Genomic DNA, 22127 nt, shown 5'->3' with positions numbered 1-22127 from the left:
TCTTATTGGCAGTCAAATATAAGCAAGAAGATCCGACATGACCAACACGCCTTCTGCAAACTCGTCGTCAGCTTCCTCGATCCCCGCCGACGATCCCGCACGCGCCCTGAGGGTCGCCAATCCCGACGGCGCTGACGTGCCGCATATCTCCGTGGCCGGCGGCACCTACACGGTCCTGGTGTCAGGCGCGCAGACCGCAGGACGCTATTGCCTGGTCGACATGCTGGTGCCCGCCGGCGGCGGGCCCCCGCCGCACCGCCACGATTTCGAGGAAATGTTCACGCTGCTCGAAGGCGAACTTGAATTCACCTTTCGCGGTAAGTCCCACACCGTAAGTGCGGGGTCGACCGTCAACGTTCCGGCCAATGCGCCGCACGCGTTCAAGAACGTGTCCGGCAAGATGGCCCGTATGCTCTGCATGTGCACGCCAGCGGGACAGGACGAATTCTTCCTGGCGGTTGGCTTTCCCGTCGAAGGCCGCACGTCGCCACCGCCGAAGCCGACTCCGGAAGAGATGGCCGAGAAAGGCAAGCTGATCGCAGCACTGCTGCCGAAATATCGCACCGAGATGGTGAAGATGTGAGGAGGGGCGGACCCAGCCGAAATCGGCCTTCCCAAATGGTCACGCGCTATTCGCCGCGCAGGCGCTGGTCGTCCTGCACCCGAACATGCTCGGCGCCGCGCGCGCCGGCGGGCGACAGCCGCAACATGCTCAGCGCCGCGCCGCAGAGCGCAAAGCCGACGCCTGTCAGCAACGCGATCCTGGTTCCCTCGATCGGATAGCGGCCGAGGAACAGCGCGACCAGCGCTGCCCCGGTGGTCTGCCCAAGCAGCCGCGCCGTGCCCAGCATGCCGCTGGCGCCGCCGGCACGCTCGCGCGGGGCGGCTGCGATCATGGTGCGGTTGTTGGGGGTCTGGAACAGGCCGAAGCCGGCGCCGGCCAGCGCCATTCGCCAGATCACGTCGAGCGGCGTCGGCGCCGCCGGCAGCAAAGCGAGCGCAGCGAGGCCGCAGGCGAACAGCGTGAGGCCGATGCCGCCGAGCAGGCCGGCCGGATAATGCTCGACCAGGCGGCCGGCGAGGGGGGCTGCGAACGCCACCGCGATCGGCCATGGCGTGATCAAGAGGCCCATATGGACCGCCGAATAGCCGAAGCGGCTCTGGAGGTAGAAGGGGATCGCAACGAAGGCGAGCATCTGCCCGCAGAACGAGGCGATCGAGGTTGCAATCGACAGCGCGAACACCGGGATACGCAATAGGTCGATCGGCAGCAGCGGCGAGGCCATGTGGGTCTCGCGGTAGATCAGCAATGCGCCGGCGACGAGCGCTACGGCGAACTGCACGAGGCAGGTGATCGCCGCTTCGCCATGACCGACGCTATCGACGGCCGCGATGCCGACGCCGAAAGTGATCGCGGACAGCCCCGCGCTCTGCCAGTCGAAGGAATGGCTCGCAGGCCTGGTGTGCGGCAGGCTGCGCAGGCCCAGCACCAGTGTCACCACGCCGAGCGGGACGTTGATGGCGAACAGCCAGGGCCAGCTGCCGAACGCCAGGATACCGGCTGCGAGCGTCGGGCCGACCGCGGCCGAGAAGGCGACGACGAGAGCGTTGAGCCCGATGCCGCGGCCGAGCTGGCTGCGGGGGTAAGTGAAACGCACCAGCGCTGCGTTGACGCTCATGATTCCGGCCGCGCCGAAGCCCTGCACGATGCGTGCAATCGTGAGCAGCGGCAGCGTGTGCGCCAGCGCGCAGAATGCGGAGGCAAGCGTGAACAGCACCAGCCCGACCAGATAGACGCGGCGATAACCGACGATCTCGCCGAGCGAAGCCAGCGGCAGCAGCGAGATCGTGATCGCGAGCTGGTAGCCGTTGACGATCCAGATCGAGAACGCCGGGCTCGCGTCGAGGTCGGCCGCGATCGTCGGCAGCGCGACGTTGGCGATGGCGCTGTCGACCACTGCCATGATGATGCCGAGCGCAATGGTCAGGACCGCCTGCCCCCGCTGCGGCTGCGGCAGGCCGTCGGCGTGCTCCATGGGGGCTGGCGACATGAGGGCGGCGTGCTTGATTCGAGCCGTGGTTCGTCTCCGGATTAGGAAATTGCGAGATGCATCGCAACCCGGCAGGATACGGGCGGTTCCTGCGTCGGGGGCGGGTCTCCCGGCACCGCGGGCATGGGTCGGAACGGCCTTCGCGGACTCACCAGCGCGAGGTCGACTTCCCGAACACATAGAGCGCGACGAGCCCAACCGTCACCGCGGTCGAGACGATCCGGATGGTGCGGTCCCAATCGATTCCGCTCCGCTCGGCGCGGTTGAGATTGAGAGCGGTGAACAGGGCCTTCATGGCAAATCGGCGCATCGGGCTGCCTCACGGGTGCGCACGATGCCACTGTCGGCGCGGACCGGCTTGATGCAGCTCAAGCCGGACTGCGCCGGCGCCCCGGCCGCTACACCGCCGGTGGATTGCGGTCGGTGAAAGTCGTGCGCTGGTGCCAGTAGGGATAGGGCAGCGTCACCTTGCTCGCCGCATCGAGCTTTGCGATCTGGTCCTTGGTTAATGACCAGCCGACCGCGCCGAGATTTTCGCGCAGCTGCGTCTCGTTGCGCGCGCCGATGATCAGCGTCGAGACGGTCGGACGCTGCAGCAGCCAGTTCAGCGCGATCTGCGAGACGCTCTTGCCCGTTTCCTTGGCGACCTCGTCGATCGCATCGACGACGCGATAAACATGCTCGTCCGGCACGGGCGGGCCGAACTCAGCCGTCTTGGGCAGGCGGCTCAGTTCAGGCTTTGGCTGGCCGCGGCGTATCTTTCCGGTGAGGCGTCCCCATCCGAGCGGCGACCAGACCACTGCGCCGAGGCCCTGGTCGAGGCCGAGCGGCATCAGCTCCCATTCGTAGTCGCGTCCGATCAGCGAATAATAGGTCTGGTTGGCGACGTAGCGCGGGAAGCCATGTTTGTCGGCAACGCCAAGCGATTTCATCAGGTGCCAGCCCGAAAAATTCGACACGCCGACGTAGCGGATCTTGCCGGCACGCACGAGCACATCGAGAGTGCTAAGCACCTCTTCAGGCGGGGTGAAGGCATCGAAGCCGTGAAGCTGGAACAGGTCGATGTAGTCGGTACCGAGCCGGCTCAGCGAAGCATCGATGGCCGCGAGCAGATGCTGGCGCGACGACCCGATGTCATTGGGGCCGTCGCCGAAGCGGAACGTCGCCTTGGTCGAGACCAAAACCTTGTCGCGGCGGCCCTTGATGGCCTCGCCAAGAACGCGCTCGGACTCGCCGAGCGAATAGACGTTCGCGGTGTCGAACATCGACACGCCGGCATCGAGGCAGATATCCAGAAGGCGCCGCGCTTCGGTCGCGTCAGTCGCGCCCCACGCAGCGAGGCGGCCAACGCCGCCGAAGGTGCCGGTCCCAAGACTCAAGGCGGGCACCACGAGGCCCGAGCGGCCCAGGCGTCGGTATTCCATCGATTTGCTCCTCGGCTGGCCGCTGATTGATCCCCGCGACCTCTGTGCCGGATGGTAGTGCAAGCACGCGCCGTGTCCTACGCCGCGCTCACATACCGGCCTTGCTTGGGGGCGGCCTAGTCGTGCAGACGCATGTCATCGAATGCTGCGTCAATCACGCGCGGACCGACCGTCGTCGCGGGAAGCCGAGCCGCGCTCCTCGCTAGTGGCGATTGAAGGCAGGCGACCTCGCTCTCGCGCGCCTGCTGCGGCAGGAGCGTCAGGCCCCAGCCCACCGCGACCAGCACCGCGAGCCGGATCGCGATCACGCCGAGCAAGACCTCCGATCCGCTTATCGGGGCGTTGGTTCTCATGTGCAGAGCCTGATCCCGGCGGCAGCACCTGACAATCTGGAATTCACGAGCATGGCCTTCGCCTGAAGCGAAGGCTCGGGCCAGTGGCTAACCGGACGTCAATGCCGCGACTGGTTCTGCCTGAAGTCGCGCGGTGACATCCCGAAATGCTCGCGGAAGACGCGGCCGAAATGCGAGAGGTCGTTGAAGCCCCAGGCGAAGGCGATCTCGCTGATGTGGCGGTGAGTGAGCACGGGGGAGGCGAGGTCGCGCCTGCATTGGGCGAGGCGCTCACCGAGGACGTAACGCTGGAACGAGGTGTCCTCGTCGGCGAGGAGATCGTTGACGTAGCGGGACGAGATGCCGAGCGCCGCTGCGGTCTCGGACAGCGAGAGGTCGGGATCGGCAAGATGAGCCCGGATATGCGCCTTCAGCCGGTAGAGCAGGGCGGAGCGATGGGTCGAGGACGGCAGCGGCGTCTTGCCCAGCCGCTCGCCAAGTGCCATCGCCAGGACATCGATGGCCTGTTCCGACAGAGCGGCGGCGTGGTGCGGATCGATCTGATCCGCGCTCTGGCAGAGCCGGTAGATGAAGTCGTAGGCGATCCTCTGCAGTGGCGAGTCCGGCCCGAAAGAGGTGGCGGTAAGAGTTTCGCTCGCGCCGAGCCGGCGCTGCAGCATCTCGCGCGGCACCTTGAAGATGGTCTGCGTGAAGATGCCGTCGAATTTCAGCTCGTAGGGACGGGTGGTGTCATAGAGCGCAAATTCTCCCGGATGCACCACGGCCTCGCGGCCGTCCTGCACCACAGCGCCGGCGCCGCGATTGCCGAGCGCGATCAGGATGAAATCCTGATCCGAGCGCGCGATGCGCGAGGGCGTGCGCAACACGTGCTGACGGTCGGAGCAGACCTCGGAGCATTCCGCCTTGCCCAGTGGCGCCCGGGTGACCGAGCCGCGAAAGGCGCTGCCAAGATCGGACTTGCAGTCGAGTCCGACGAAAACGTCGCAGACGATATCCTGCCAGAGCGCAAGGCGGCGGTGGCCTGGGCTGTCGTCCGTGGTGAACTGATTGGCATCTGCAGAGCCTCCCTTTCACATCCCGCAAAATCGCGTGTCGGCGCAGGTCCCCACTGACGGAGGCAAATCCCGTACCGGGCCGACGATTCCGTCCGGTCGAGTTTTTGTTCCGCCGTGGTCGAGCGCCCGCCGCCCGGCTTGGTCAAATAGACTGCATCGGACCTGGCTTCCGATCAACCGGCAAGGGAGGTGGGAATGGGCATCGAACATCCGAAATACAAGGTCGCGGTGGTGCAGGCGGCGCCCGCCTGGCTCGATCTCGATGCCTCGATCGACAAGTCGATCGCCCTGATCAGGGACGCCGCCGAGAAGGGCGCCAAGCTGATCGCCTTTCCGGAAGCCTTCATCCCCGGCTACCCCTGGCACATCTGGATGGATTCGCCGGCCTGGGCGATCGGCCGCGGCTTCGTGCAGCGCTATTTCGACAATTCGCTGTCCTACGACAATCCGCAGGCCGAGCGGCTGCGTGATGCCGTGCGCAAGGCCAAGCTCACTGCCGTGCTCGGTCTGTCCGAGCGCGACGGCGGCAGTCTCTATCTGGCGCAATGGCTGATCGGGCCGGACGGCGAGACCATCGCAAAGCGCCGCAAGCTGCGGCCGACCCATGCCGAGCGCACTGTCTATGGTGAGGGCGACGGCAGCGATCTCGCCGTGCACGCGCGGTCCGACATCGGCCGCATCGGCGCATTGTGCTGCTGGGAGCATCTGCAGCCGCTGTCGAAATACGCGATGTATGCCCAGAACGAGCAGGTCCATGTCGCGGCCTGGCCGAGCTTTTCGCTCTACGATCCCTTCGCGCCGGCGCTCGGCGCCGAGGTGAATAACGCCGCCTCGCGCGTCTATGCCGTGGAGGGCTCCTGCTTCGTGCTCGCCCCTTGCGCGACGGTCTCGCAAGCGATGATCGACGAGCTCTGCGATCGGCCGGACAAGCACGCGCTGCTGCATGCCGGCGGTGGCTTCGCTGCGATCTACGGCCCCGATGGCAGCCAGATCGGCGACAAGCTCGCGCCGGACCAGGAGGGCCTCTTGATTGCCGAGATCGATCTTGGCGCCATCGGTGTCGCCAAGAACGCCGCTGATCCAGCCGGGCACTATTCGCGCCCTGATGTGACGCGGCTCCTGCTCAACAAGAAGCGATACCAGCGCGTCGAGCAGTTTGCGCTGCCGGTCGACACCGTCGAGCCCACGGACATTGCCGCGGCGGCGAGCTGATCGCCGGAATCAAGGGGAGGCACGATCATGGAATCCGCAATTCCTCTGCATCTCGAGACTCCACGCACGCGCCACAAGCGCGTGCCGGACGATTACCAGCCGCCATACCCGTCCTTCGTGGCGCGCTATAAGCCTGGAGTGAACCGGGTCGTGATGGCCTATTTCGGCCTTCAGTATCGCGGCACGGCGTCGGCGGCTGCAACGGACGCGCTCGCCGACATCGCGGCGCGGTTTGCCGCGGAAGGCGGTCCTTCGCATTGGGACCGCGCGCAATATGTTGATCAGGCCGGCTACGAGAACGTCGTCTCGGTGGCCTATTGGGACGACATTGCGCGGTTCGACAAATGGTTTGCACCGGCGCGCGAGGCCTGGACCGGAACGCAGCGCGGGGGCATCGGCACTTTCATCGAGGTGCTGCGCCCCATTGTGGCGCGGCACGAGACGCTATTTTCCTCGCTCGGCCGGCCGGAGGGCGTCGCCGCTATTGCCGGCGGCATGAGCGGCGAGGTGCAGGAGCGCGCCTATTGGGGCGGCATGCGCGACCGCATCCCGCTGTCGCAGACCGATCCAATGTTGCCGGGCGGCAATCCCGAATTGATCCGCGACGGCGCGCGGCTGCGCGTGCAGGCGCACGACAATCTGTGCCTGATCCGATCAGGCCAGGATTGGAGCGATACCGAGACCTCGGAGCGAAAGCTCTATCTCGACGACGTCGAACCGGTGTTGCGCGAGGGCATGGATTTCCTGCGCAATGACGGCCTCGGCATCGGCTGCTACGCCAACCGTTACATGCGCGTGCTTGCAGCCGGTGGGGACGCGAGTGAAAAGTCCTACGGTCAAAGCTGGTGGAAGAGCCTGGCTGCGCTGGAGCGGTGGGCGGAATCGCATCCGACCCACGTCAGGATATTCGGCGCAGCGATGAAGTACCTCTCGACGCTCGGCCCCTCGGCAAAACTGCGGCTCTACCACGAGGTCACCGTGGCGGCTGCCGACGAGCAGTTCTTCGAATATCTGAACTGTCATCCCAGGACCGGCATGCTGGCGGCGGTGGAGACCGTCAGCGCTTGATCGATTAGATCACGCAGTGACCGAGCAACTCGGGATGCGCGGCGCAGATGTGATGCGCGCCGGCGTCCCGCAGCTCGGCCTCGCTGCCGTAGCCATAGAGCACGCCGATCGCGGTCATGCCGTTGGTGCGGGCGCCGACCACGTCATGGCTGCGGTCGCCGATCATGATCGCGCTGGCAGGATCGACCTTGGCTTCGTCGAGCGCGTAACGCAGCAGGTCACGCTTGTCGACGCGCGTGCCGTCGAGCTCGGAGCCGAACACGCGCTCGAAATACGGTTTCAGGCCGAAATGCTCGACGATACGGGTGGCGTAGACCGCGGGCTTGCTGGTCGCCACGAACATGCGCGGTGTTGTCGCGGCAAGCGTTGTCAGCGTGTCCATGATGCCGGCATAGGCCTCGTTCTCGAACAGGCCGACCTCGCTGAAGCGCTCGCGATAGAGCAGCAGCGCCCGATCGGCGAGTTCCGCGCTGCCCGTGAGCTTTTGCAGGCTGGCATGCAGCGGCGGGCCGATGCACCAGGTCAGCTCGTCCTCGCTCGGCACCGCGACGTTGAGCCGCTCCAGGGCGTACTGGATCGAGCGCGTGATCCCGGGCTTCGGGTCGGTCAGCGTGCCGTCGAGATCGAAATAGATTGTCACCATATTGCCGCGCCTGTGTTGATACCGCCGCCTATTGCCAGACCTAAACGAGGCCGGGGACCAAGGCAAACGCGTAACCATCATCACGCCGAAATTCGCCTTCCCGATACCGCATATCCCTTAAAGCTCGCTATTCGCGGGAGGGAAGCGTAGAGTCGTGCCATCACCGCCCTTCCTTGGCATCAACCGGTGACTGAGGGTCACCAGCGCTCCCGCCGACTAAGCAGGAGCGTGCATGACTCGTTTTCGTCTGGTTTACCGGATCCGCCGGAGAGCGCTTCTTGTCGCGTCGATGCTTGGCACATTGATACTTGGGACACTGCCGCAAGGCGCTGTCGCGGCAGGACCGGACTGCCGCGCGATCGAAAGCACGAGCGGACGTCTCGCCTGCTACGATGCTGCGTTTCCTCCGAAGGAAAAAAAGCCTGCTGCTGCGGAGAACGATGGATCGCGTGCTGCCTACAAGGACCCGTTCGTGGCGGAAGAGGCCAGAACCGCAGCGAAGCTGAAGAACATCTGTCGCGGCTGTTGAGAGGTGCTCGTTCGCCGCGTTCTCGTTGATCGGCGAACCCGGACGAGAGGTCGAGACAATTTTCCAGGAGAGGCCGGATGAGCGAGCGACTTGAAACCCTGAAGAAGGCCCGTGATCGCATGATCGAGGACAGGGACGCGCATGCGAAAGTGCTGGCCGCTCCCTTTGTGCGCGACACGGCCGAGCGCGCGCGCAACAAGTTCATCGAAATCCAGGCGCTGATCGATGCCCTCGACCGCGCCATCCGGGGCGAAATCCCGGTTCCGGTCAAAGACTAAGGCAGTAGGCAGCGACACCAGCGGAGCGTTCATTGCTGATGCCGCTAGCGCTCCCTCATTGCTGTCTCGCCCATTCGACGATGGCGGTCGCCTCCGCGCCTGCCCGGGTTTCCCAGGCGGCGATGGCGTTCGTTGCTGCCTTCCGAAGCTCCGTGACAAGGAACGCAGGCGCCGGCTCGGCGATATGGACGCCATTGTCGCGCATGCGCGCATAGTTCTCGATGGTGCGGTGGGTCAGTAGCGCGAGCTGGCTCTGTTCTGTCTCGGCCGCCGCGGCCAGCACCTCGCGCTGCATCGGCTCGGAGAGTTCGGCAAAGGCGTCGCTGCGGACGAAGGCAATCGAGATTGGCATCGCGTAGTTGATGGCCGTGAAACGCGGCAGGAAGTCCCACAATTTGCGCCCCGCGCCGCCGTCGCCGGAGGTGAGGAAGGCATTCAGCCGGTGTTCCCTCAGTCCGGCGAGCGCCGCGTCCATCGGCAGGAATTGCGCGTTCGCGCCGGCCGCGCGCATGACCTCGGTGGAGTTGGCATCGTAGGTTCGCAAGTTCAGTTTCGGCAAATCGTCGGCGCCTTCGAGCGGCCGCTCCGACCAGAGGCCCGTGGCCGGCCAAATCGTCACATACAGCAGCTTGAGGCCGCGCGCCGCGAGCGCCTTCTCATAGAGCGGGCGCGCCCGCAGATTGGTGGCGCGGGCAAGATCCACCGATTGCACCAGGAAGGGCAGGGTGGACAATCCGAGCACGGGATCGAGGCCCGAGAGCGCGCCCGCGAAGGCATCGCCGCCCGCGATCCGGCCGTCCAGCGCCGCGCGCGGCATCTCGCCCGAGTTGATCTTGAGCTGGTTGTCGAAGGCGTTGGTCACGGTCACGAAACCGTGGGTACGGTCGGAGACGCGGCTGGCGAAAGTCGAGAGTCCAATCCCGGAGATGTTATTCTCGGGGTATTCCGTGGTCATCCGCCAATTGACTTGAGACGCGTCCTGAGACGCCACCTGCGCGGCGGCTGGCGCGACGCTCAGGATGAGCGCGGCGAGGACAAGGATCGCGCGGATCCGTTTGGCGGGGTAACGCATTGGGAGAAGCAGGTCAGGCAGCATATATTGGCAACTCGTCGAACCATGGCACGATGCCACAACATGGCAGATCATACTGTCGCATGCCGCGCCGAGGCGCGCCACCGCCATGCCTGCACAGGATGGGTGCAGATGGCGATGTGCATCATCCCCGCGCTGCTCGTCTCGGCGGCCCAGGCCGCGGCATGGGACAGTTCGCCCGCCAAGACCGATGTCGCCGTCCCCAGCGTCGAAGAGCTCGCGACGCCGCCGGCGAAGCCCGCGGATGCGCGCGAGAGCGACACGCGGGAATCGATCTGCCTGATCGTCGAGGCCGCAGCGCGCGATGCCAATCTGCCGCTGGAGTTCTTCGCCCGCGTGATCTGGCAGGAGAGCCGCTTCCAGGCCGATGCGGTGGGGCCCATGACGCGCAGCGGGGAACACGCGCAGGGGATCGCGCAGTTCATGCCGGGCACCGCGAGCGAGCGCGGGCTGCTCAATCCCTTCAATCCGGTGCAGGCGCTGCCGAAGTCGGCCGAATTCCTGAACGAGCTGCGCAACCAGTTCGGCAATCTCGGCCTGGCGGCGGCCGCCTACAATGCCGGGCCGCGCCGGGTGCAGGAATGGCTCGCCGGCACCGGCGGCATGCCGGAGCAGACCCGCAATTACGTTCTTGCCATCACTGGCACGAGCGTCGATGCCTGGGCCAAGGCAGGCGCGACCGGCAAGGGGCCGCCGAGCGCGCCGCCGACAAGCTGCCGCGATCTGATGGCGCTGTTGAAGCGCGCGCCGAATGCCTTCGTCGCCGAGCTCGAGCAGCATGTGGAGCTTGCGGCTGCAAAGATCTGGGGCGTGCAGCTCGCCGCGGGCTTTGACCGCAACCGGGCGTTGGCGATGTATTCCCGCGCGGTCACGCGGCTGGGCGCCGTTATCGGCGAACGTGATCCGAGCCTGCTGAGCTCAGTGATGCGCAGCCGTGGCACGCGCGCCTTATACCAGGTGCGCATCGGCGCCGATACGCGGAGCGAGGCGGATGAACTCTGCGGTCGCATCCGCAAGGCTGGCGGGGCATGCTTCGTGCTGAAGAATCGCGGTGTGAGCGGATAGGGCATCTGTCCCAGCGTGCATGCCAGCCCCGCCGCGCGCTTCCTTGACGCGAGGCGCCGCATTGCCCGTTATGCAGGCACGATTCCTCACCCGGCCAAGACTCCCGTGGCGCTTCCTCCGCTCGATTCACCTCAATGGCAAAGTCCCTGGCGCGCCTTTGCGTGGGGACTGCGCTCGATCACGCAGACGATCCTCACCCTCGTCCTGTTCGCGACCTATCTCGGCATTGGCGCGCTCGCCCACGACACCCATTTTAGCCTGCTATGGGCGCTCTGCTCGACACTGTTCGTCTGGGCGGGGCCGGCGCAGATTATCCTGATCACCACGCTCGGCTCAGGCGCGACGATCATCCAGTCGGCGATCGCAGTCACGGTCAGCGCCGTCCGCCTGTTTCCGATGGTGGTCTCGGTGCTGCCGCTGATGCGCACGCCGACGACGAAGCGGCGCGAGCTGTTTTTCGCGGCGCATCTCACCGCGGTGACACTGTGGGTCGAATGCCATCGCTTCCTGCCGCAGGTGCCGCGTGAACGCCGGATCGCATTCGTCAACGGACTTGGCTTCGGACTTGTCTCGGTGTGTCTCACCGCCAACACGGTCGGCTATTTCCTTGCCGCGAATCTGACCCAGACGCTTGGGGCGGCGATCCTTTTGCTGACGCCGCTGTCCTTCCTGTTCTCGACCGCGCGCAACAGCCGCGAGGTCGCCGACGTCGTCGCGCTCGCGATGGGGGTTCTGCTCTATCCATTGGCCGCGAAGATGAATTCCGGCCTCGACATCCTCGTCAGCGGCCTCGTGGCGGGTACCATCGCCTATGGCGTGCATTGGTGGCGGGAGGTGCGCGCATGAGCTTTGCGCAGCTCATTGGCGACTGGCACGCGCTGGCGGTGCTGTTCGTGGCCGGCGTCGTTCCCAACCAGATATGGCGCATGCTGGGCCTGTGGTTCGGCGGCGGCATCGACGAGGGCTCCGAGCTTCTGGTCTGGGTACGGGCGGTCGCCACCGCGATCCTGGCCGGCGTCATCGCCCAGATCGTGGTCGAGCCGCCCGGGGCGCTTGCGAGCGTGCCGGATGCCTTGCGCTACGGTGCGGTCGGCGCCGGCCTCGTCGTCTTCCTATTGACCCGCCGCTCGATCTTCGCGGGCGTGGTCGCGGGCGAAGTCTTCATGCTGGCCGGCAAGTGGTGGTTGGGCTAAAACCACCGGCGAACAGCAGGGAATTGGAAATATGGTTCGCGAAAACGAGCTCCGCGAGGGTGAAGTCTCCATCGAGCTGCCGCCGACGCAGGATGCCGGCCTCGTCTTCATCGGCCGCATCCGCACGCCCTGGAACTCGCGGCTGGAGACCCCGCGACAGGGCCGGCATGACGGCCCGATATGCCGCCTCGAGATCTTCGAGCCGTTCGTGCCGGCGATCAAGGGCGTCGATTTCTACGGCAATCTCGAAGTGCTCTACTGGCTCGACAAGTCGCGCCGCGACATTGTCCTGCAAAGCCCGAAGAACAACGAGAAGACGCGCGGCACGTTTTCGCTGCGCTCGCCGGTGCGCCCCAATCCGATCGGCACGTCGATAGTGAAGCTCGTCGGTATCGAGGGCAACGCGATTCTGGTGCGCGGGCTCGATTGCCTCGACAACACGCCACTGATCGACATTAAGCCGGATCGTTGCGAGTTCACGCCGCTGGCCGCGCCGCAGCCGGGGGATTTCCAGACGGAGTGAAGTCTCTCCTCCGTCATTGCGAGGAGCTCTTGCGACGAAGCAATCCAGACCGCCACCACGGACACAGTCTGGATTGCTTCGCTGCGCTCGCAATGACGCGAGAGCGTCAGCCCGCTTTCAACGCCGCGATCAACTTGGTCGCGTTCTCTTCCAGCACCTTGACGTCTTCCTTGCGGCTGGCGGGCGGAAGCATCGCCACGCCGTCGTGGCGCGGCATCACGTGCATGTGGAGATGAAACACCACCTGTCCGCCGGCCGCCTCGTTGAACTGCTGCACGGTGATGCCGTCGGCCTTGAATGCCGTCATCGCCGCGGCTGCGATCTTGTGCGCGCCGCGGGCGACATGCGCGTAGTCGTCCGGCTTGATGTCGAGGATGTTGCGGGCAGGGGCTTTTGGAATCACCAGGGTGTGGCCAGGTACCCGCGGCATGATATCGAGGAAGGCGAGCACGTGCTCATCCTCGTAAACCTTGTGGCAGGAGAATTCACCGCGCAGGATCTTTGCGAAGATATTGTTGGGGTCGTAGGCGGTCATGGCGGCGGCTCCCTAGAATTTTGCGATTACTGTCACCAGCCGCAGCGAACCGTCAAGGCACCTCGTCGGCGCCTTTGCGGAACGGGCCGAGCTCGGCCAGCTCACGTCCGGCTTCCGCGACATAGGCGCGCTCGCGCTTGAGGTAATCGTCGATGGCGCGGCGCAAGCCCGGATCGGCGATGAAGTGAGCGGAGTGGGTGGTCCGTGGCAGGTAGCCGCGTGCGATCTTGTGCTCGCCCTGCGCGCCCGCCTCGACATTCGCCAGGCTGCGTTTGATGGCGAAGTCGATCGCCTGATAGTAGCAGACCTCGAAATGCAGGAAGGGATGATGCTCTACCGCACCCCAGTTGCGGCCGAACAGCGTGTCCGATCCGATGAAGTTGATCGCGCCCGCGATCCAGCGATCGTTGCGGCGCGCCATCACCAGCAGCACGTCATCGCTCATGGTCTCGCCGATCAGCGAAAAGAATTTCCGCGTCAGATAAGGCCGGCCCCATTTGCGTGAGCCGGTCTCCATGTAGAATTGAAAGAAGGCGTCCCAGGCATCTTCGGTAATGTCCTTGCCCGTGAGGCAGTGGATGGTGATCCCGGCAGCCAGTGCATCGCGCCGCTCGCGCTTGATCGATTTGCGGTGACGGGAGTTCAGCGTCGCCAGGAAATCGTCGAAACTCGCAAAACCCTCGTTGTGCCAATGGAACTGCTGGTCGGTGCGCTGGAGGAAGCCGTGCTCGGCCAGCAGCTTCCACTCCGCCTCGCGGGCGAAGGTGACGTGGACCGAGGAAGCCTTGCTGACGCCGCACAGCGCCACCAGCCCGCTCGCCAGTGCCTCCGTGATACGCGCGTGGTCGACGCCGTCGCGGACCAGCAGCCGCGGTCCCGTGGCCGGCGTGAAGGGAACCGAAACCTGCAGCTTCGGATAGTAGCGCCCGCCGGCGCGCTCATAGGCATCGGCCCAGCCGCGGTCGAAGACATATTCGCCTTGCGAGTGCGATTTCAGGTAGCAGGGCACGACACCGGCGACGCGGCCGTCGATCTTAGCCACGAGATGCCGCGGTCCCCAGCCGGTGCGGATCGTGGCCGAACCCGATTTCTCAACGGCCGATAAAAACGCGTGGGAGACGAAGGGGTTATAGGCAGGCTTTGAGAGGCCGAGAGAATCGCCTGGAAGCCCGGATGAGGTTCCCTTGTCATGCCCGTTGCAAGACTTGCCGGGATTGGCGCAGGCATCCCAGTCGTCCGGCGATACTTCGCCAATGGAAGGTACGGCCTCAAGGGTGATTTCGGATGGTGCCATCGTGCCCAAGATCGTGCATTGCAGCAGCGACTTCAAGAGTGGGAAACATCAAGCCTACGGCACGAAGCCCTCGAAGATCATCTGGTCCGCATGTTGCGCGACCCGCGTCCGCTGCTCGGTCGTACGCACGGTCCACCCGAGCAGAGCGCAGCCGAACAAATTGCGGGCCATCCAGGGGGTCGGGGCGGGCAGGTCGTCGACCCTGAAGGCGACGAAGTGCGGCTGGGTCTGGAAGCCGTGGCGCAGGTACAGCATGCTATCGCGCTGCTCCCGGGTCAGGTCGGCCCAGTAGTCGTCCTGATAGCTCCGCTGCGCGACGATGCCGCGCGGGCGGGAAGGCAGCAGCTCGCGCAACGCCAGCACCTGGTCCGGGTCGAAGGACATTCCGACGGCGGGGCCGTCATAGGACGCCAGCACCTCCGCCATCCGCGTCACCAGCTTGCGGTCACGATCAAAATGGCTCTTGACCTCGATCACCAACGGCACGCGGCCGGCGACCAAGCCGCAGAGGTCGCTGAGCGACATCATCCGCTCGGCCGTGTCCTTGAACGTGAGCGCCTTCAGTTCAGTGGCGGTTTTCTCGACCAGCGGGCCGGTGGCCTCGGTAAGGCGGCCGAGCGCATGGTCGTGATGCACCATGGCCTCGCCGTCGGCGGAGAGCTGGATGTCGACCTCGATCGAGAAATTGCCCGCAATCGCAGTCTGCACCGCGCCCGGCATGTTCTCGACGATGCCGCGGGAAATGTCGTGCAGGCCGCGATGGGCGACCGGGCGGGCTGTCAGCCAATCAGGAGCGCGCATTCGCCTCAGGCGACCTCGAACACGCCTTCGACCTCGACCGCCGCATCCGCGGGCAGGGAGGCGACGCCGACGGTGGTGCGGGCATGACGGCCCTTGTCACCGAAGGCGGCGACCATCAGGTCGGAGGCGCCATTGAGGACCTTCGGCCCGTCCAGAAAATCCGGCGCCGAGTTGATGAAGCCGCCGAGGCGCACCACGCGCACGACCTTGTCGAGGTCGCCGAGCGCCCCCTTGACCTGGGCCAGCAGGTTGACGGCGCAGCCGCGGGCGGCGGCGGCGCCGTCTTCGATGGTCACGCCGGCGCCGAGCTTGCCCTTGGCGATCAGCTTGCCGGCGGGATCGAAGCAGACCTGACCCGAGACGAACAGCAGATTACCGGTGCGCACGAACGGCACGTAATTGGCCACGGGGGTGGGGGCCTCGTGCAGCTTGATGCCTTGTTCCGCCAGCTTCTGCTCGACCGTTCCCGCCATGTCCGACCTCGTTGTCCAAAAATCCATCAGCCCCGGCGCATCCGATGCAGCTCGGGGCGGGACCTGTTTCGCCCATCGTGCCGCCACATGCAAGCAACCCTCGGGGTGGGATTTTGTTGAGGCAGCGCAGGAGGTTCAACGCGGGGGCCGCAACTTTACGTGAAACGGCCTCAGTTGCGACGCAATGGAACGTTCATTAAAATGTCGAATCTGCGCTTTCCCCAAGGGACCAGACATGCTGCACCTTTTCCGGACTTCGCTCGGTGTGACGGCGCTCGCGGCGGCCGCTCTCGGCCCCGGAGGCGGGGCGCTAGCCGCGAACGGTCCGTTCCTCGCGCATCAGGCGCTTTATGATTTGAGCCTGGTGAAATCGCGCTCCAACTCGATCAACAGCGCGCGCGGCCGCATCCTCTACAATTTCACGGGAAGTTCGTGCGAGGGCTACACCTCCGAATTCCGCCAGGTCTCCGAGCTCGACAGCGGCGAGGGTAAGGTCACGCTCAGCGACCTCCGCTCCAATTCCTGGGAGGACGCTGGCGGTAAAAGCTACCGCTTCAAGATCGAGACGCGGATGAACGAGGCTGACGCCGGCCGGGTCGACGGTTCGGCGGAGCGCGACGGCGACCACATCAATGTCAAGCTGAAGCTGCCGGCGCCGAAGAGCTTTACGCTCGACGGAAAGATCGTATTCCCGACCGAACAGATCCAGCGCATCATTGCCGCCGCGAAGGACGGCAAGTCGCTGCTCGAGCTCTCGGTCTATGACGGCTCCGACGATGGCCAGAAGGTCTACAACACGCTGACCGTGATCGGCCAGCCGATCCCGGCCGAACGCGAAGGTTCGCCCGATCCGTCGACGTCAGACGAGCACATGAAGTCGCTCAAGCGCTGGCCCGTCACCGTCAGCTATTTCGACCGCGAGGCCCAGCAGAAGGAAGGCGAGCAGACGCCGGTCTACGCGATGGCGTTCGAGCTCTACGAGAACGGCGTCTCGCGCCAGCTTGTGCTCGATTACAACGATTTTGTGATTTCGGGCGCGATGGGAAAGTTCGACGCGAAGGACAGCAAGCCCTGCAATTGAGGGCTGGCCTGCAACGCGGTCTCTGGCTACGCTCCTCCCAACCACAAACATCCGGGAGGCTCACCATGCCCAAGCTCGATCATCTCCGCCCCAGCGGCCTGCATCACAATCCCGCCTATTCGCATGTCGTCACCGCCACGGGGGTGCGGACGATCTACATCTCCGGCCAGGTGTCGGTGGACGAGGAGGGGCGGATCGTCGGCGAGGGCGACATCGCCGCGCAGACCACACAGGTGATGCAGAATCTCGGGCACGCGCTGAAAGCAGCCGGCGCGAGCTACGCCAACATCGTGAAGATCACGACCTTCGTCGTGAACTACAAGCCGGAGCTGCGCCCGATCATCGGCAAGGCCCGCTCGGCCTTCTTCGAAGGCATGGAGCCGCCGGCGAGCACGCTGGTCGGCGTCTCGGCGCTCGCCGCGCCGGAATGGATGATCGAGATCGAGGCGGTGGCGGTCGCGGATTGAGATCTTTCCCGTAGCCCGGATGGAGCGAAGCGTAGTCCGGGCTACGAGCGCGTAGCCTTGGACATCTTTTGCAGAAGAACCATCGCGTCGTCCGCCCTGTCAGCCGGCACAAACAGATGATCGTGGTGGAACGCCGAAACGGCGTTCACGCTGATGCCGGCTGTGGCGAGGCGTGCTGTGATTGCGGCCAGAAAGCCCACCGCATCGAGTGCGGAGTGAACCGTCAGGGTGATCAGGCACGATGCAAACGCGTAGCGTAGTCCCGCCGCTTCGGCCTGTTCGCGAGTGATCACGAGCGTCGTTCCTTCCTGCTCGCGGAACGTCAGCAAAGGGCTGAGCGCCGCGGGGATCGACTGGTCTGTCGGGATGGTGCAGAACACGAAAATGCCCGGCCGCATCTCCGGCTTCATGTGTTTCAGCAGCGCGTCGAGATCGCGTTCGCCTGTCATCACTCCTGCGCCTTTTCCGGCCCTTCGTAGGCGATGCCGCGGATCACTGCGGCGCTGCCGAATTTCTTGCGCAAGCTGTCCACCGCGCGCTCGGCGTGGGCGGCACGGCGGTCGAGCATGTCGGTGTCGTCGGCAACCGAGCCCTCGCGCAGGGCGCTGACGCCGGCGCCCATCAGGCGAAAGGCGGTGCCGTCGATCTCTTTCGCCAGCATCTCGCGGCAGATCGAAAAGATCTTTGCGGCAAGCTGTGTCGGGGCCATGATCGACTGCGAGCGCGTGCGCTGGCGGAAATCGGCGGTCTTCAGCTTCAGCGTGACGGTCAAGCCGGCGAGCTCGCTGCTCTTGAGGCGAGACGACGTCTTCTCGCACAGCCGCCACAGGATCTTCTCCAGCGTCGCGAAGTCGCGGATGTCGGTCTCGAACGTCGTTTCGCTCGAAATCGTCTTGGCACCCCGATCAGGCTCGACGCGGCGGTCGTCGATGCCGCGCGCGAGCCGCCACAGCCTGCGGCCGTCGCTCGGAAACTGCCGCATCATCTCGATCTCGTCGGCCTTCTGCAGGTCGGCGATGATGCGGAAGCCGCGCTGCACCAGACGCTCCTGCGTTGCGGGTCCAACGCCGAAAATGAAACCGACCGGCTTGTCGGCCAGCATCTCGCGCGCTTCCTCCTGGTCGAGCGCGGCAAACCCGCGCGGCTTGTCGAGGTCGGAGGCGATCTTCGCCAGGAACTTGTTGCAGGAGAGGCCGACCGAGACGCTGATGCCGATGTCGCGCTCGATGTTGCGTGCGAACCGCGCCAGCACCTTGGCCGGGATCATGCCGTGTACCCGCTCGGTGCCGGAGAGGTCGAGGAAAGCCTCGTCGATCGAGAGCGGCTCGACCAGCGGCGTCAGCGCCTGCATGGCTTGGCGCACCTCGCGCCCAACCCGGACATATTTCGCCATGTCCGGCGGGATCACGGCCGCATGCGGGCAGGCTTCCAGCGCCTTGTACATCGGCATGGCCGAGCGCACCCCGTAGGTGCGGGCGATGTAGCAGGCGGCCGACACCACGCCGCGCTTGCCCCCGCCGATGATGACGGGCTTGTCGGCGATGTCGGGATTGTCGCGCTTCTCGACGGTCGCGTAGAAGGCGTCGCAGTCGATATGGGCGATGGTCAGGCTTGCGAGCGCGCGGTGGCGGGCGAGGCGGGGGGAACCGCAGGCGGAACAGCGCCGCACGCCCATATCCAGATCGGCCGAACAATCCCGGCAGAAGCAGCGGGGCCCGGCCGTCTCCAGGGAGGTCACGGCACGTCGCGCTCCCAATTGGGGTCGCCGAGCGAGTCGCCGAGAACCTGCCGCGCTGCGGCAACGTTGGTCGGATGCAGTTCCGCAGTGCTGGCAAAGGCTTTCACGGTGGCGTCGTCGCGCATCACGAAATCGAGCACGCTGAGCAGGAAATTGGGGTCCGAGGCCGCATTGCGCAGCATCTCCGGGCCAACCCCTGTCTCGGCCAGGAACAGGCCCAGCCGCTCCGGCTCGCCCGCGACGAAAGACAGCGCCTGAAGCGCAACGATTTCAGCGACTTCGCGCGGGTTGTGAACAGGCTTTTTCACGTGGCCGGTTTGCCTTTCCGTTAACTTTCGGTGTCTACTTTGGGGTCACCATGCCCGAGTCTCGTTCCCAAGTCTCTTGCCCAAGTCTTGCGACCCCCGACAAGCAACTGGAAACCACATCGCAGAAAGTCGGCCCTCGGGTTTAACGAAACTCAAGCGAATTCGAGGCTAGTTTGAATCCAGTTTTCGAAGCGCCGGCGACCGGCGCCTGAGGCGTCACATGCATCGGTCTGCGGACCAATCAGGAGGGCGGGATGGCTAAGACCGTCCTGATCGTGGAAGACAACGAGCTCAACATGAAGCTCTTCCGCGACCTGTTGGAGGCGCACGGCTACCAGACCACCGGCACCAGCAACGGCTACGAGGCGCTCGACCTCGTTCGCAAGATGCGGCCCGACCTCGTGCTGATGGATATCCAATTGCCGCAGGTCTCGGGCCTGGAGGTGACGCGCTGGATCAAGGACGATCCGGAGCTGCGCAATATTCCCGTCGTCGCCGTCACGGCGTTCGCGATGAAGGGCGATGAAGAGCGCATCCGCGAGGGCGGCTGCGAGGCCTATTTGTCCAAGCCGATCTCGGTCGGCAAATTCATTGAGACGGTCCGACGTTTCATCGGATAGGAAGTGAGTTCACAGTGTCCGCGCGTATTCTCGTCGTCGACGACGTCCCTGCCAACGTCAAGCTGCTCGAAGCCCGCCTGTCCGCCGAATATTTCGACGTGATGACCGCCGCCAATGGCACCGAGGCGCTGGCGATCTGCGCCCGCGCCGAATGCGACATCATCCTGCTCGACGTCATGATGCCGGACATCGACGGTTTCGAGGTCTGCCGCCGCCTCAAGACCGATCCGGCCACGCATCACATTCCCGTCGTGATGGTCACCGCGCTCGACAGCCCGGCCGACCGCAACCGCGGGCTGGAGGCCGGCGCCGACGATTTCCTGACAAAACCCGTCTCCGATGTCGTGCTGATCGCGCGCGTGCGCTCGCTGACGCGGCTGAAGATGATGACGGACGAGCTGCGCATGCGCGCCATCACCTCGCTCGAGATCGGCATGCAGGCACCCGAGCGCAGTGCAATCTCCGACACCGGCAAGGGCGGCCGCATTCTGCTGGTCGACGACCGCCAGTCTTCCTATGAGCGGCTGGCGACGATCCTCGCCGCCGAGCACACCATCGATGTCGAGCCGAACCCGACGGAGGCGCTGTTCCACGCCGCCGAGGGCAATTACGATCTGCTGATCGTCTCGCTCGACCTCAACAATTTCGACGGCCTTCGGCTGTGCAGCCAGGCGCGCTCGCTGGAGCGCACGCGGCATGTGCCGATCCTGGCGATCGCCGACCCCGAGAACTCGACGCGGCTGCTGCGTGGGCTCGAGATCGGCGTCAACGACTATCTGCTGCGTCCGATCGACAAGATCGAGCTGCTGGCGCGGGCCCGTACCCAGATCCGGCGCCGCCGCTACACCGACCATCTGCGCGACAACGTGCAGAACTCGATCGAGATGGCGATCACGGACGCGCTCACCGGGCTGCACAATCGCCGCTACATGGAGAGCCATCTCGCGACGCTGGCCGAGCAGGCCGCAACCCGCGGCAAGCCGCTGGCGCTGATGATCCTGGACATCGACTACTTCAAGTCGATCAACGACAATTACGGCCACGACGCCGGCGACGACGTGCTGCGCGAATTCGCCGTGCGGGTCCGCAAGTCGATCCGCGGCATCGACCTTGCCTGTCGCTACGGCGGCGAGGAATTCGTCATCGTGATGCCCGAGACCGATCTCCACGTCGCCGGCATGGTCGCCGAGCGCCTGCGCCGCTCGATCGCCGGCGAGCCCTTTGCGATCCACAAGGGCACCAAGCGCATCGAGGTCACGATCTCGATCGGCCTGACCACGCTGGAGCAGAAGGGCGAGGCGGTTGGCGACGTGCTCAAGCGCGCCGACACCGCGCTCTACCGCGCCAAGCACGACGGCCGCAATCGCGTGGTGTCGCACGCGGCGTGAGGCCGCTCGCACCGGCCGGCGCAAAAAAAATCGCGAAAACAACCCCATGCACAGTAGCCGACGCTAGTCGGATCAATGGCTTACGCGGGTGGCAAAATGGCTGATGCAGCCGCCAACGCCGTTTGACTCGTCGGGCAAAACAGGAGCATGCTGCTAACATCCCGAACGCCCCACGAACTCAGCCGTCATTCCCCGCCACCGGGTCTCGCCTTCGGCGAGCCCGATGACAGGCTCCGGCGCGGAATTCGGCACGCCGCGTCCGGACAAGCGGGCGTCCACCCTTCAAGTCAGGGAGGATACGGCTCCGACCATTCTGCCTTGGCCAGAGCCGCGCCCGTGCTGGACTTTGCGATGATCTCGTAAGTGTACAGGCCGGAATTGCAGGGGCCCCAGGTTCGTAAGCTCTCCGGCTTCACGATGTTATCTGAGGGGAATGGGATCTCCTGGCCGCCCATCTCGTAGTTCTTCTCTCTGCGAAACCTGACGACGATCGTGCGCGTGCCGGGGGGAACACTTTTCATCTTGATTTCGGGATTTGGAAAGACGGTGGTGCAGGGCCGGGGAGGTGCAAACGCGAATTGGATCTTCATCTCGTCGGCCGCGGCCGGACTACAGATGATCAGAAGTGAAAATGGCAGCAACGACGAAAATCTAATCATGGGCGCGCCCCAAAAAGAAACCAGTGTATCGGCAGGGGTGCTTGATGCCAAGTTTACGCCATTTCTCGCCCTCGCAGCCCTAGGCCTTCCACTCCCTTCAGGACGTCACAGAAAAGGCCCGCCGTAGCGGGCCCTGTGGAGATGGAGAAAGTCCGGGTTACTTCTGATCGACGTTGCTGGTCCCCGACCCGGGCGTGCCGATCGGCAAGCCGTTCGCCGCATGACCGACACCAACGCCCGGCGCACTGACGGCTCCTGGAGTTTGATCCTGTGGAA

27 protein-coding genes and 1 pseudogene are annotated in these 22127 nt (G+C 65.1%); 13 read left to right on the top strand and 15 right to left on the bottom strand.

From position 1 onward, the window contains the following. The first annotated feature begins 37 nt into the window (after window positions 1-37). A complete protein-coding gene (locus tag N551_RS0113090) occupies window positions 38-583 on the top strand; it encodes a cupin domain-containing protein (RefSeq protein ID WP_027567353.1) in 546 nt (181 codons plus the stop codon). Window positions 584-629: 46 nt separating this feature from the next. On the opposite strand, the gene N551_RS35375 is transcribed toward N551_RS0113090, so the two are convergent. The 5 genes and pseudogenes from N551_RS35375 to N551_RS35370 all read right to left on the bottom strand — a co-directional run. Continuing rightward, window positions 630-2051 (bottom strand): MFS transporter, encoded by a 1422-nt coding sequence (locus N551_RS35375; protein ID WP_051462700.1) that lies wholly within the window; start codon window positions 2049-2051, stop codon window positions 630-632. A 148-nt stretch (window positions 2052-2199) separates the two neighbouring features. After that, a complete protein-coding gene (locus N551_RS38755; protein ID WP_197031132.1) occupies window positions 2200-2361 on the bottom strand; it encodes a hypothetical protein in 162 nt (53 codons plus the stop codon). A gap of 88 nt (window positions 2362-2449) precedes the next feature. After that, window positions 2450-3475 (bottom strand): aldo/keto reductase, encoded by a 1026-nt coding sequence (locus tag N551_RS0113075; RefSeq protein ID WP_027567352.1) that lies wholly within the window; start codon window positions 3473-3475, stop codon window positions 2450-2452. Window positions 3476-3591: 116 nt separating this feature from the next. Then, entirely contained in the window at window positions 3592-3828 is a 237-nt protein-coding gene (locus N551_RS0113070; RefSeq protein ID WP_027567351.1) for a hypothetical protein, read from the bottom strand. A gap of 98 nt (window positions 3829-3926) precedes the next feature. Beyond that, window positions 3927-4874: pseudogene (locus N551_RS35370) on the bottom strand (helix-turn-helix domain-containing protein); the annotation flags it as partial. A 204-nt stretch (window positions 4875-5078) separates the two neighbouring features. Between N551_RS35370 and N551_RS0113060 the strand changes: the two are divergent. Then, window positions 5079-6095 (top strand): carbon-nitrogen hydrolase family protein, encoded by a 1017-nt coding sequence (locus N551_RS0113060; protein WP_027567350.1) that lies wholly within the window; start codon window positions 5079-5081, stop codon window positions 6093-6095. Between the two features lie 27 nt (window positions 6096-6122). Continuing rightward, entirely contained in the window at window positions 6123-7163 is a 1041-nt protein-coding gene (locus N551_RS0113055; protein WP_027567349.1) for a phenylacetaldoxime dehydratase family protein, read from the top strand. 4 nt (window positions 7164-7167) lie between these two features. On the opposite strand, the gene N551_RS0113050 is transcribed toward N551_RS0113055, so the two are convergent. Next, a complete protein-coding gene (locus N551_RS0113050) occupies window positions 7168-7806 on the bottom strand; it encodes an HAD family hydrolase (RefSeq protein ID WP_027567348.1) in 639 nt (212 codons plus the stop codon). Between the two features lie 232 nt (window positions 7807-8038). On the opposite strand from N551_RS0113050, the gene N551_RS0113045 reads away from it, so the two are divergent. After that, complete coding sequence (locus tag N551_RS0113045; RefSeq protein WP_027567347.1) at window positions 8039-8335, top strand: hypothetical protein; 297 nt, start codon at window positions 8039-8041, stop codon at window positions 8333-8335. Between the two features lie 77 nt (window positions 8336-8412). Further along, window positions 8413-8613, top strand: a complete 201-nt coding sequence (locus N551_RS0113040) for a hypothetical protein (RefSeq protein ID WP_027567346.1) — start codon at window positions 8413-8415, stop codon at window positions 8611-8613. A 55-nt stretch (window positions 8614-8668) separates the two neighbouring features. Here N551_RS0113040 and N551_RS0113035 read toward each other — a convergent pair whose 3' ends face one another. Further along, complete coding sequence (locus N551_RS0113035; RefSeq protein WP_027567345.1) at window positions 8669-9709, bottom strand: TRAP transporter substrate-binding protein; 1041 nt, start codon at window positions 9707-9709, stop codon at window positions 8669-8671. 108 nt (window positions 9710-9817) lie between these two features. Here N551_RS0113035 and N551_RS0113030 point away from each other — a divergent pair, with 108 nt between their 5' ends. From N551_RS0113030 to tsaA, 4 genes are all read left to right on the top strand, one after another. Continuing rightward, the gene (locus tag N551_RS0113030; RefSeq protein WP_027567344.1) at window positions 9818-10771 is read left to right on the top strand and encodes a transglycosylase SLT domain-containing protein; all 954 of its coding nucleotides are present in this window, start codon (window positions 9818-9820) and stop codon (window positions 10769-10771) included. Between the two features lie 105 nt (window positions 10772-10876). Then, window positions 10877-11617 carry an AzlC family ABC transporter permease gene (locus tag N551_RS0113025; RefSeq protein WP_027567343.1) on the top strand — a complete coding sequence of 247 codons (741 nt, stop codon included), beginning with the start codon at window positions 10877-10879 and terminating at the stop codon, window positions 11615-11617. After that, entirely contained in the window at window positions 11614-11964 is a 351-nt protein-coding gene (locus N551_RS0113020; RefSeq protein WP_007603256.1) for an AzlD domain-containing protein, read from the top strand. The genes N551_RS0113025 and N551_RS0113020 overlap by 4 nt, the downstream gene beginning before the upstream one ends. A gap of 31 nt (window positions 11965-11995) precedes the next feature. Continuing rightward, on the top strand, window positions 11996-12487 hold the full coding sequence (gene tsaA / locus N551_RS0113015) for a tRNA (N6-threonylcarbamoyladenosine(37)-N6)-methyltransferase TrmO (protein ID WP_027567342.1): 492 nt from the start codon (window positions 11996-11998) through the stop codon (window positions 12485-12487). Window positions 12488-12593: 106 nt separating this feature from the next. Here tsaA and N551_RS0113010 read toward each other — a convergent pair whose 3' ends face one another. The 4 genes from N551_RS0113010 to N551_RS0112995 are packed head-to-tail and all read right to left on the bottom strand — an operon-like array spanning window position 12594 to window position 15590. Beyond that, the gene (locus N551_RS0113010; protein ID WP_027518417.1) at window positions 12594-13022 is read right to left on the bottom strand and encodes an HIT family protein; all 429 of its coding nucleotides are present in this window, start codon (window positions 13020-13022) and stop codon (window positions 12594-12596) included. Window positions 13023-13074: 52 nt separating this feature from the next. Next, window positions 13075-14316: a GNAT family N-acetyltransferase gene (locus N551_RS0113005; RefSeq protein WP_027567341.1), complete on the bottom strand. Its 1242-nt coding sequence runs from the start codon at window positions 14314-14316 to the stop codon at window positions 13075-13077. Window positions 14317-14370: 54 nt separating this feature from the next. After that, window positions 14371-15117: a glycerophosphodiester phosphodiesterase gene (locus tag N551_RS0113000; RefSeq protein ID WP_027567340.1), complete on the bottom strand. Its 747-nt coding sequence runs from the start codon at window positions 15115-15117 to the stop codon at window positions 14371-14373. 5 nt (window positions 15118-15122) lie between these two features. Further along, complete coding sequence (locus N551_RS0112995) at window positions 15123-15590, bottom strand: RidA family protein (RefSeq protein ID WP_027567339.1); 468 nt, start codon at window positions 15588-15590, stop codon at window positions 15123-15125. Between the two features lie 235 nt (window positions 15591-15825). Here N551_RS0112995 and N551_RS0112990 point away from each other — a divergent pair, with 235 nt between their 5' ends. Together N551_RS0112990 and N551_RS0112985 are read left to right on the top strand one after the other, a co-directional pair. Next, the gene (locus N551_RS0112990) at window positions 15826-16671 is read left to right on the top strand and encodes a cell envelope integrity EipB family protein (RefSeq protein WP_007611285.1); all 846 of its coding nucleotides are present in this window, start codon (window positions 15826-15828) and stop codon (window positions 16669-16671) included. A 65-nt stretch (window positions 16672-16736) separates the two neighbouring features. After that, window positions 16737-17138: a RidA family protein gene (locus N551_RS0112985; RefSeq protein WP_027567338.1), complete on the top strand. Its 402-nt coding sequence runs from the start codon at window positions 16737-16739 to the stop codon at window positions 17136-17138. A gap of 41 nt (window positions 17139-17179) precedes the next feature. Here N551_RS0112985 and N551_RS0112980 read toward each other — a convergent pair whose 3' ends face one another. Genes N551_RS0112980 through N551_RS0112970 form a run of 3 tightly spaced genes read right to left on the bottom strand, consistent with a single transcriptional unit; the run spans window position 17180 to window position 19184 of the window. Beyond that, entirely contained in the window at window positions 17180-17587 is a 408-nt protein-coding gene (locus N551_RS0112980) for an ACT domain-containing protein (RefSeq protein WP_027567337.1), read from the bottom strand. Next, complete coding sequence (locus tag N551_RS0112975; protein WP_027567336.1) at window positions 17587-18876, bottom strand: DNA polymerase IV; 1290 nt, start codon at window positions 18874-18876, stop codon at window positions 17587-17589. The genes N551_RS0112980 and N551_RS0112975 overlap by 1 nt, the downstream gene beginning before the upstream one ends. After that, complete coding sequence (locus N551_RS0112970) at window positions 18873-19184, bottom strand: DUF3572 domain-containing protein (RefSeq protein ID WP_027567335.1); 312 nt, start codon at window positions 19182-19184, stop codon at window positions 18873-18875. The genes N551_RS0112975 and N551_RS0112970 overlap by 4 nt, the downstream gene beginning before the upstream one ends. 254 nt (window positions 19185-19438) lie before the next feature. Here N551_RS0112970 and N551_RS0112965 point away from each other — a divergent pair, with 254 nt between their 5' ends. Next, window positions 19439-19804, top strand: coding sequence for a response regulator (locus N551_RS0112965; protein WP_007611272.1), 366 nt, complete (start codon window positions 19439-19441; stop codon window positions 19802-19804). A gap of 14 nt (window positions 19805-19818) precedes the next feature. After that, window positions 19819-21192: a PleD family two-component system response regulator gene (locus N551_RS0112960; protein WP_027567334.1), complete on the top strand. Its 1374-nt coding sequence runs from the start codon at window positions 19819-19821 to the stop codon at window positions 21190-21192. Between the two features lie 287 nt (window positions 21193-21479). Here the strand turns inward: N551_RS0112960 and N551_RS39255 are convergent, their stop codons facing one another. Further along, window positions 21480-21713, bottom strand: coding sequence for a hypothetical protein (locus N551_RS39255; RefSeq protein WP_245287767.1), 234 nt, complete (start codon window positions 21711-21713; stop codon window positions 21480-21482). Between the last annotated feature and the right edge of the window lie 414 nt (window positions 21714-22127).

Origin of the sequence: Bradyrhizobium sp. URHA0013 (genome assembly GCF_000518345.1) — a bacterium.
GTDB lineage: Bacteria > Pseudomonadota > Alphaproteobacteria > Rhizobiales > Xanthobacteraceae > Bradyrhizobium.
The sequence above is the reverse complement of the archived record's forward strand: the minus strand, read 5'-3'. Positions and strand labels throughout refer to the sequence as shown.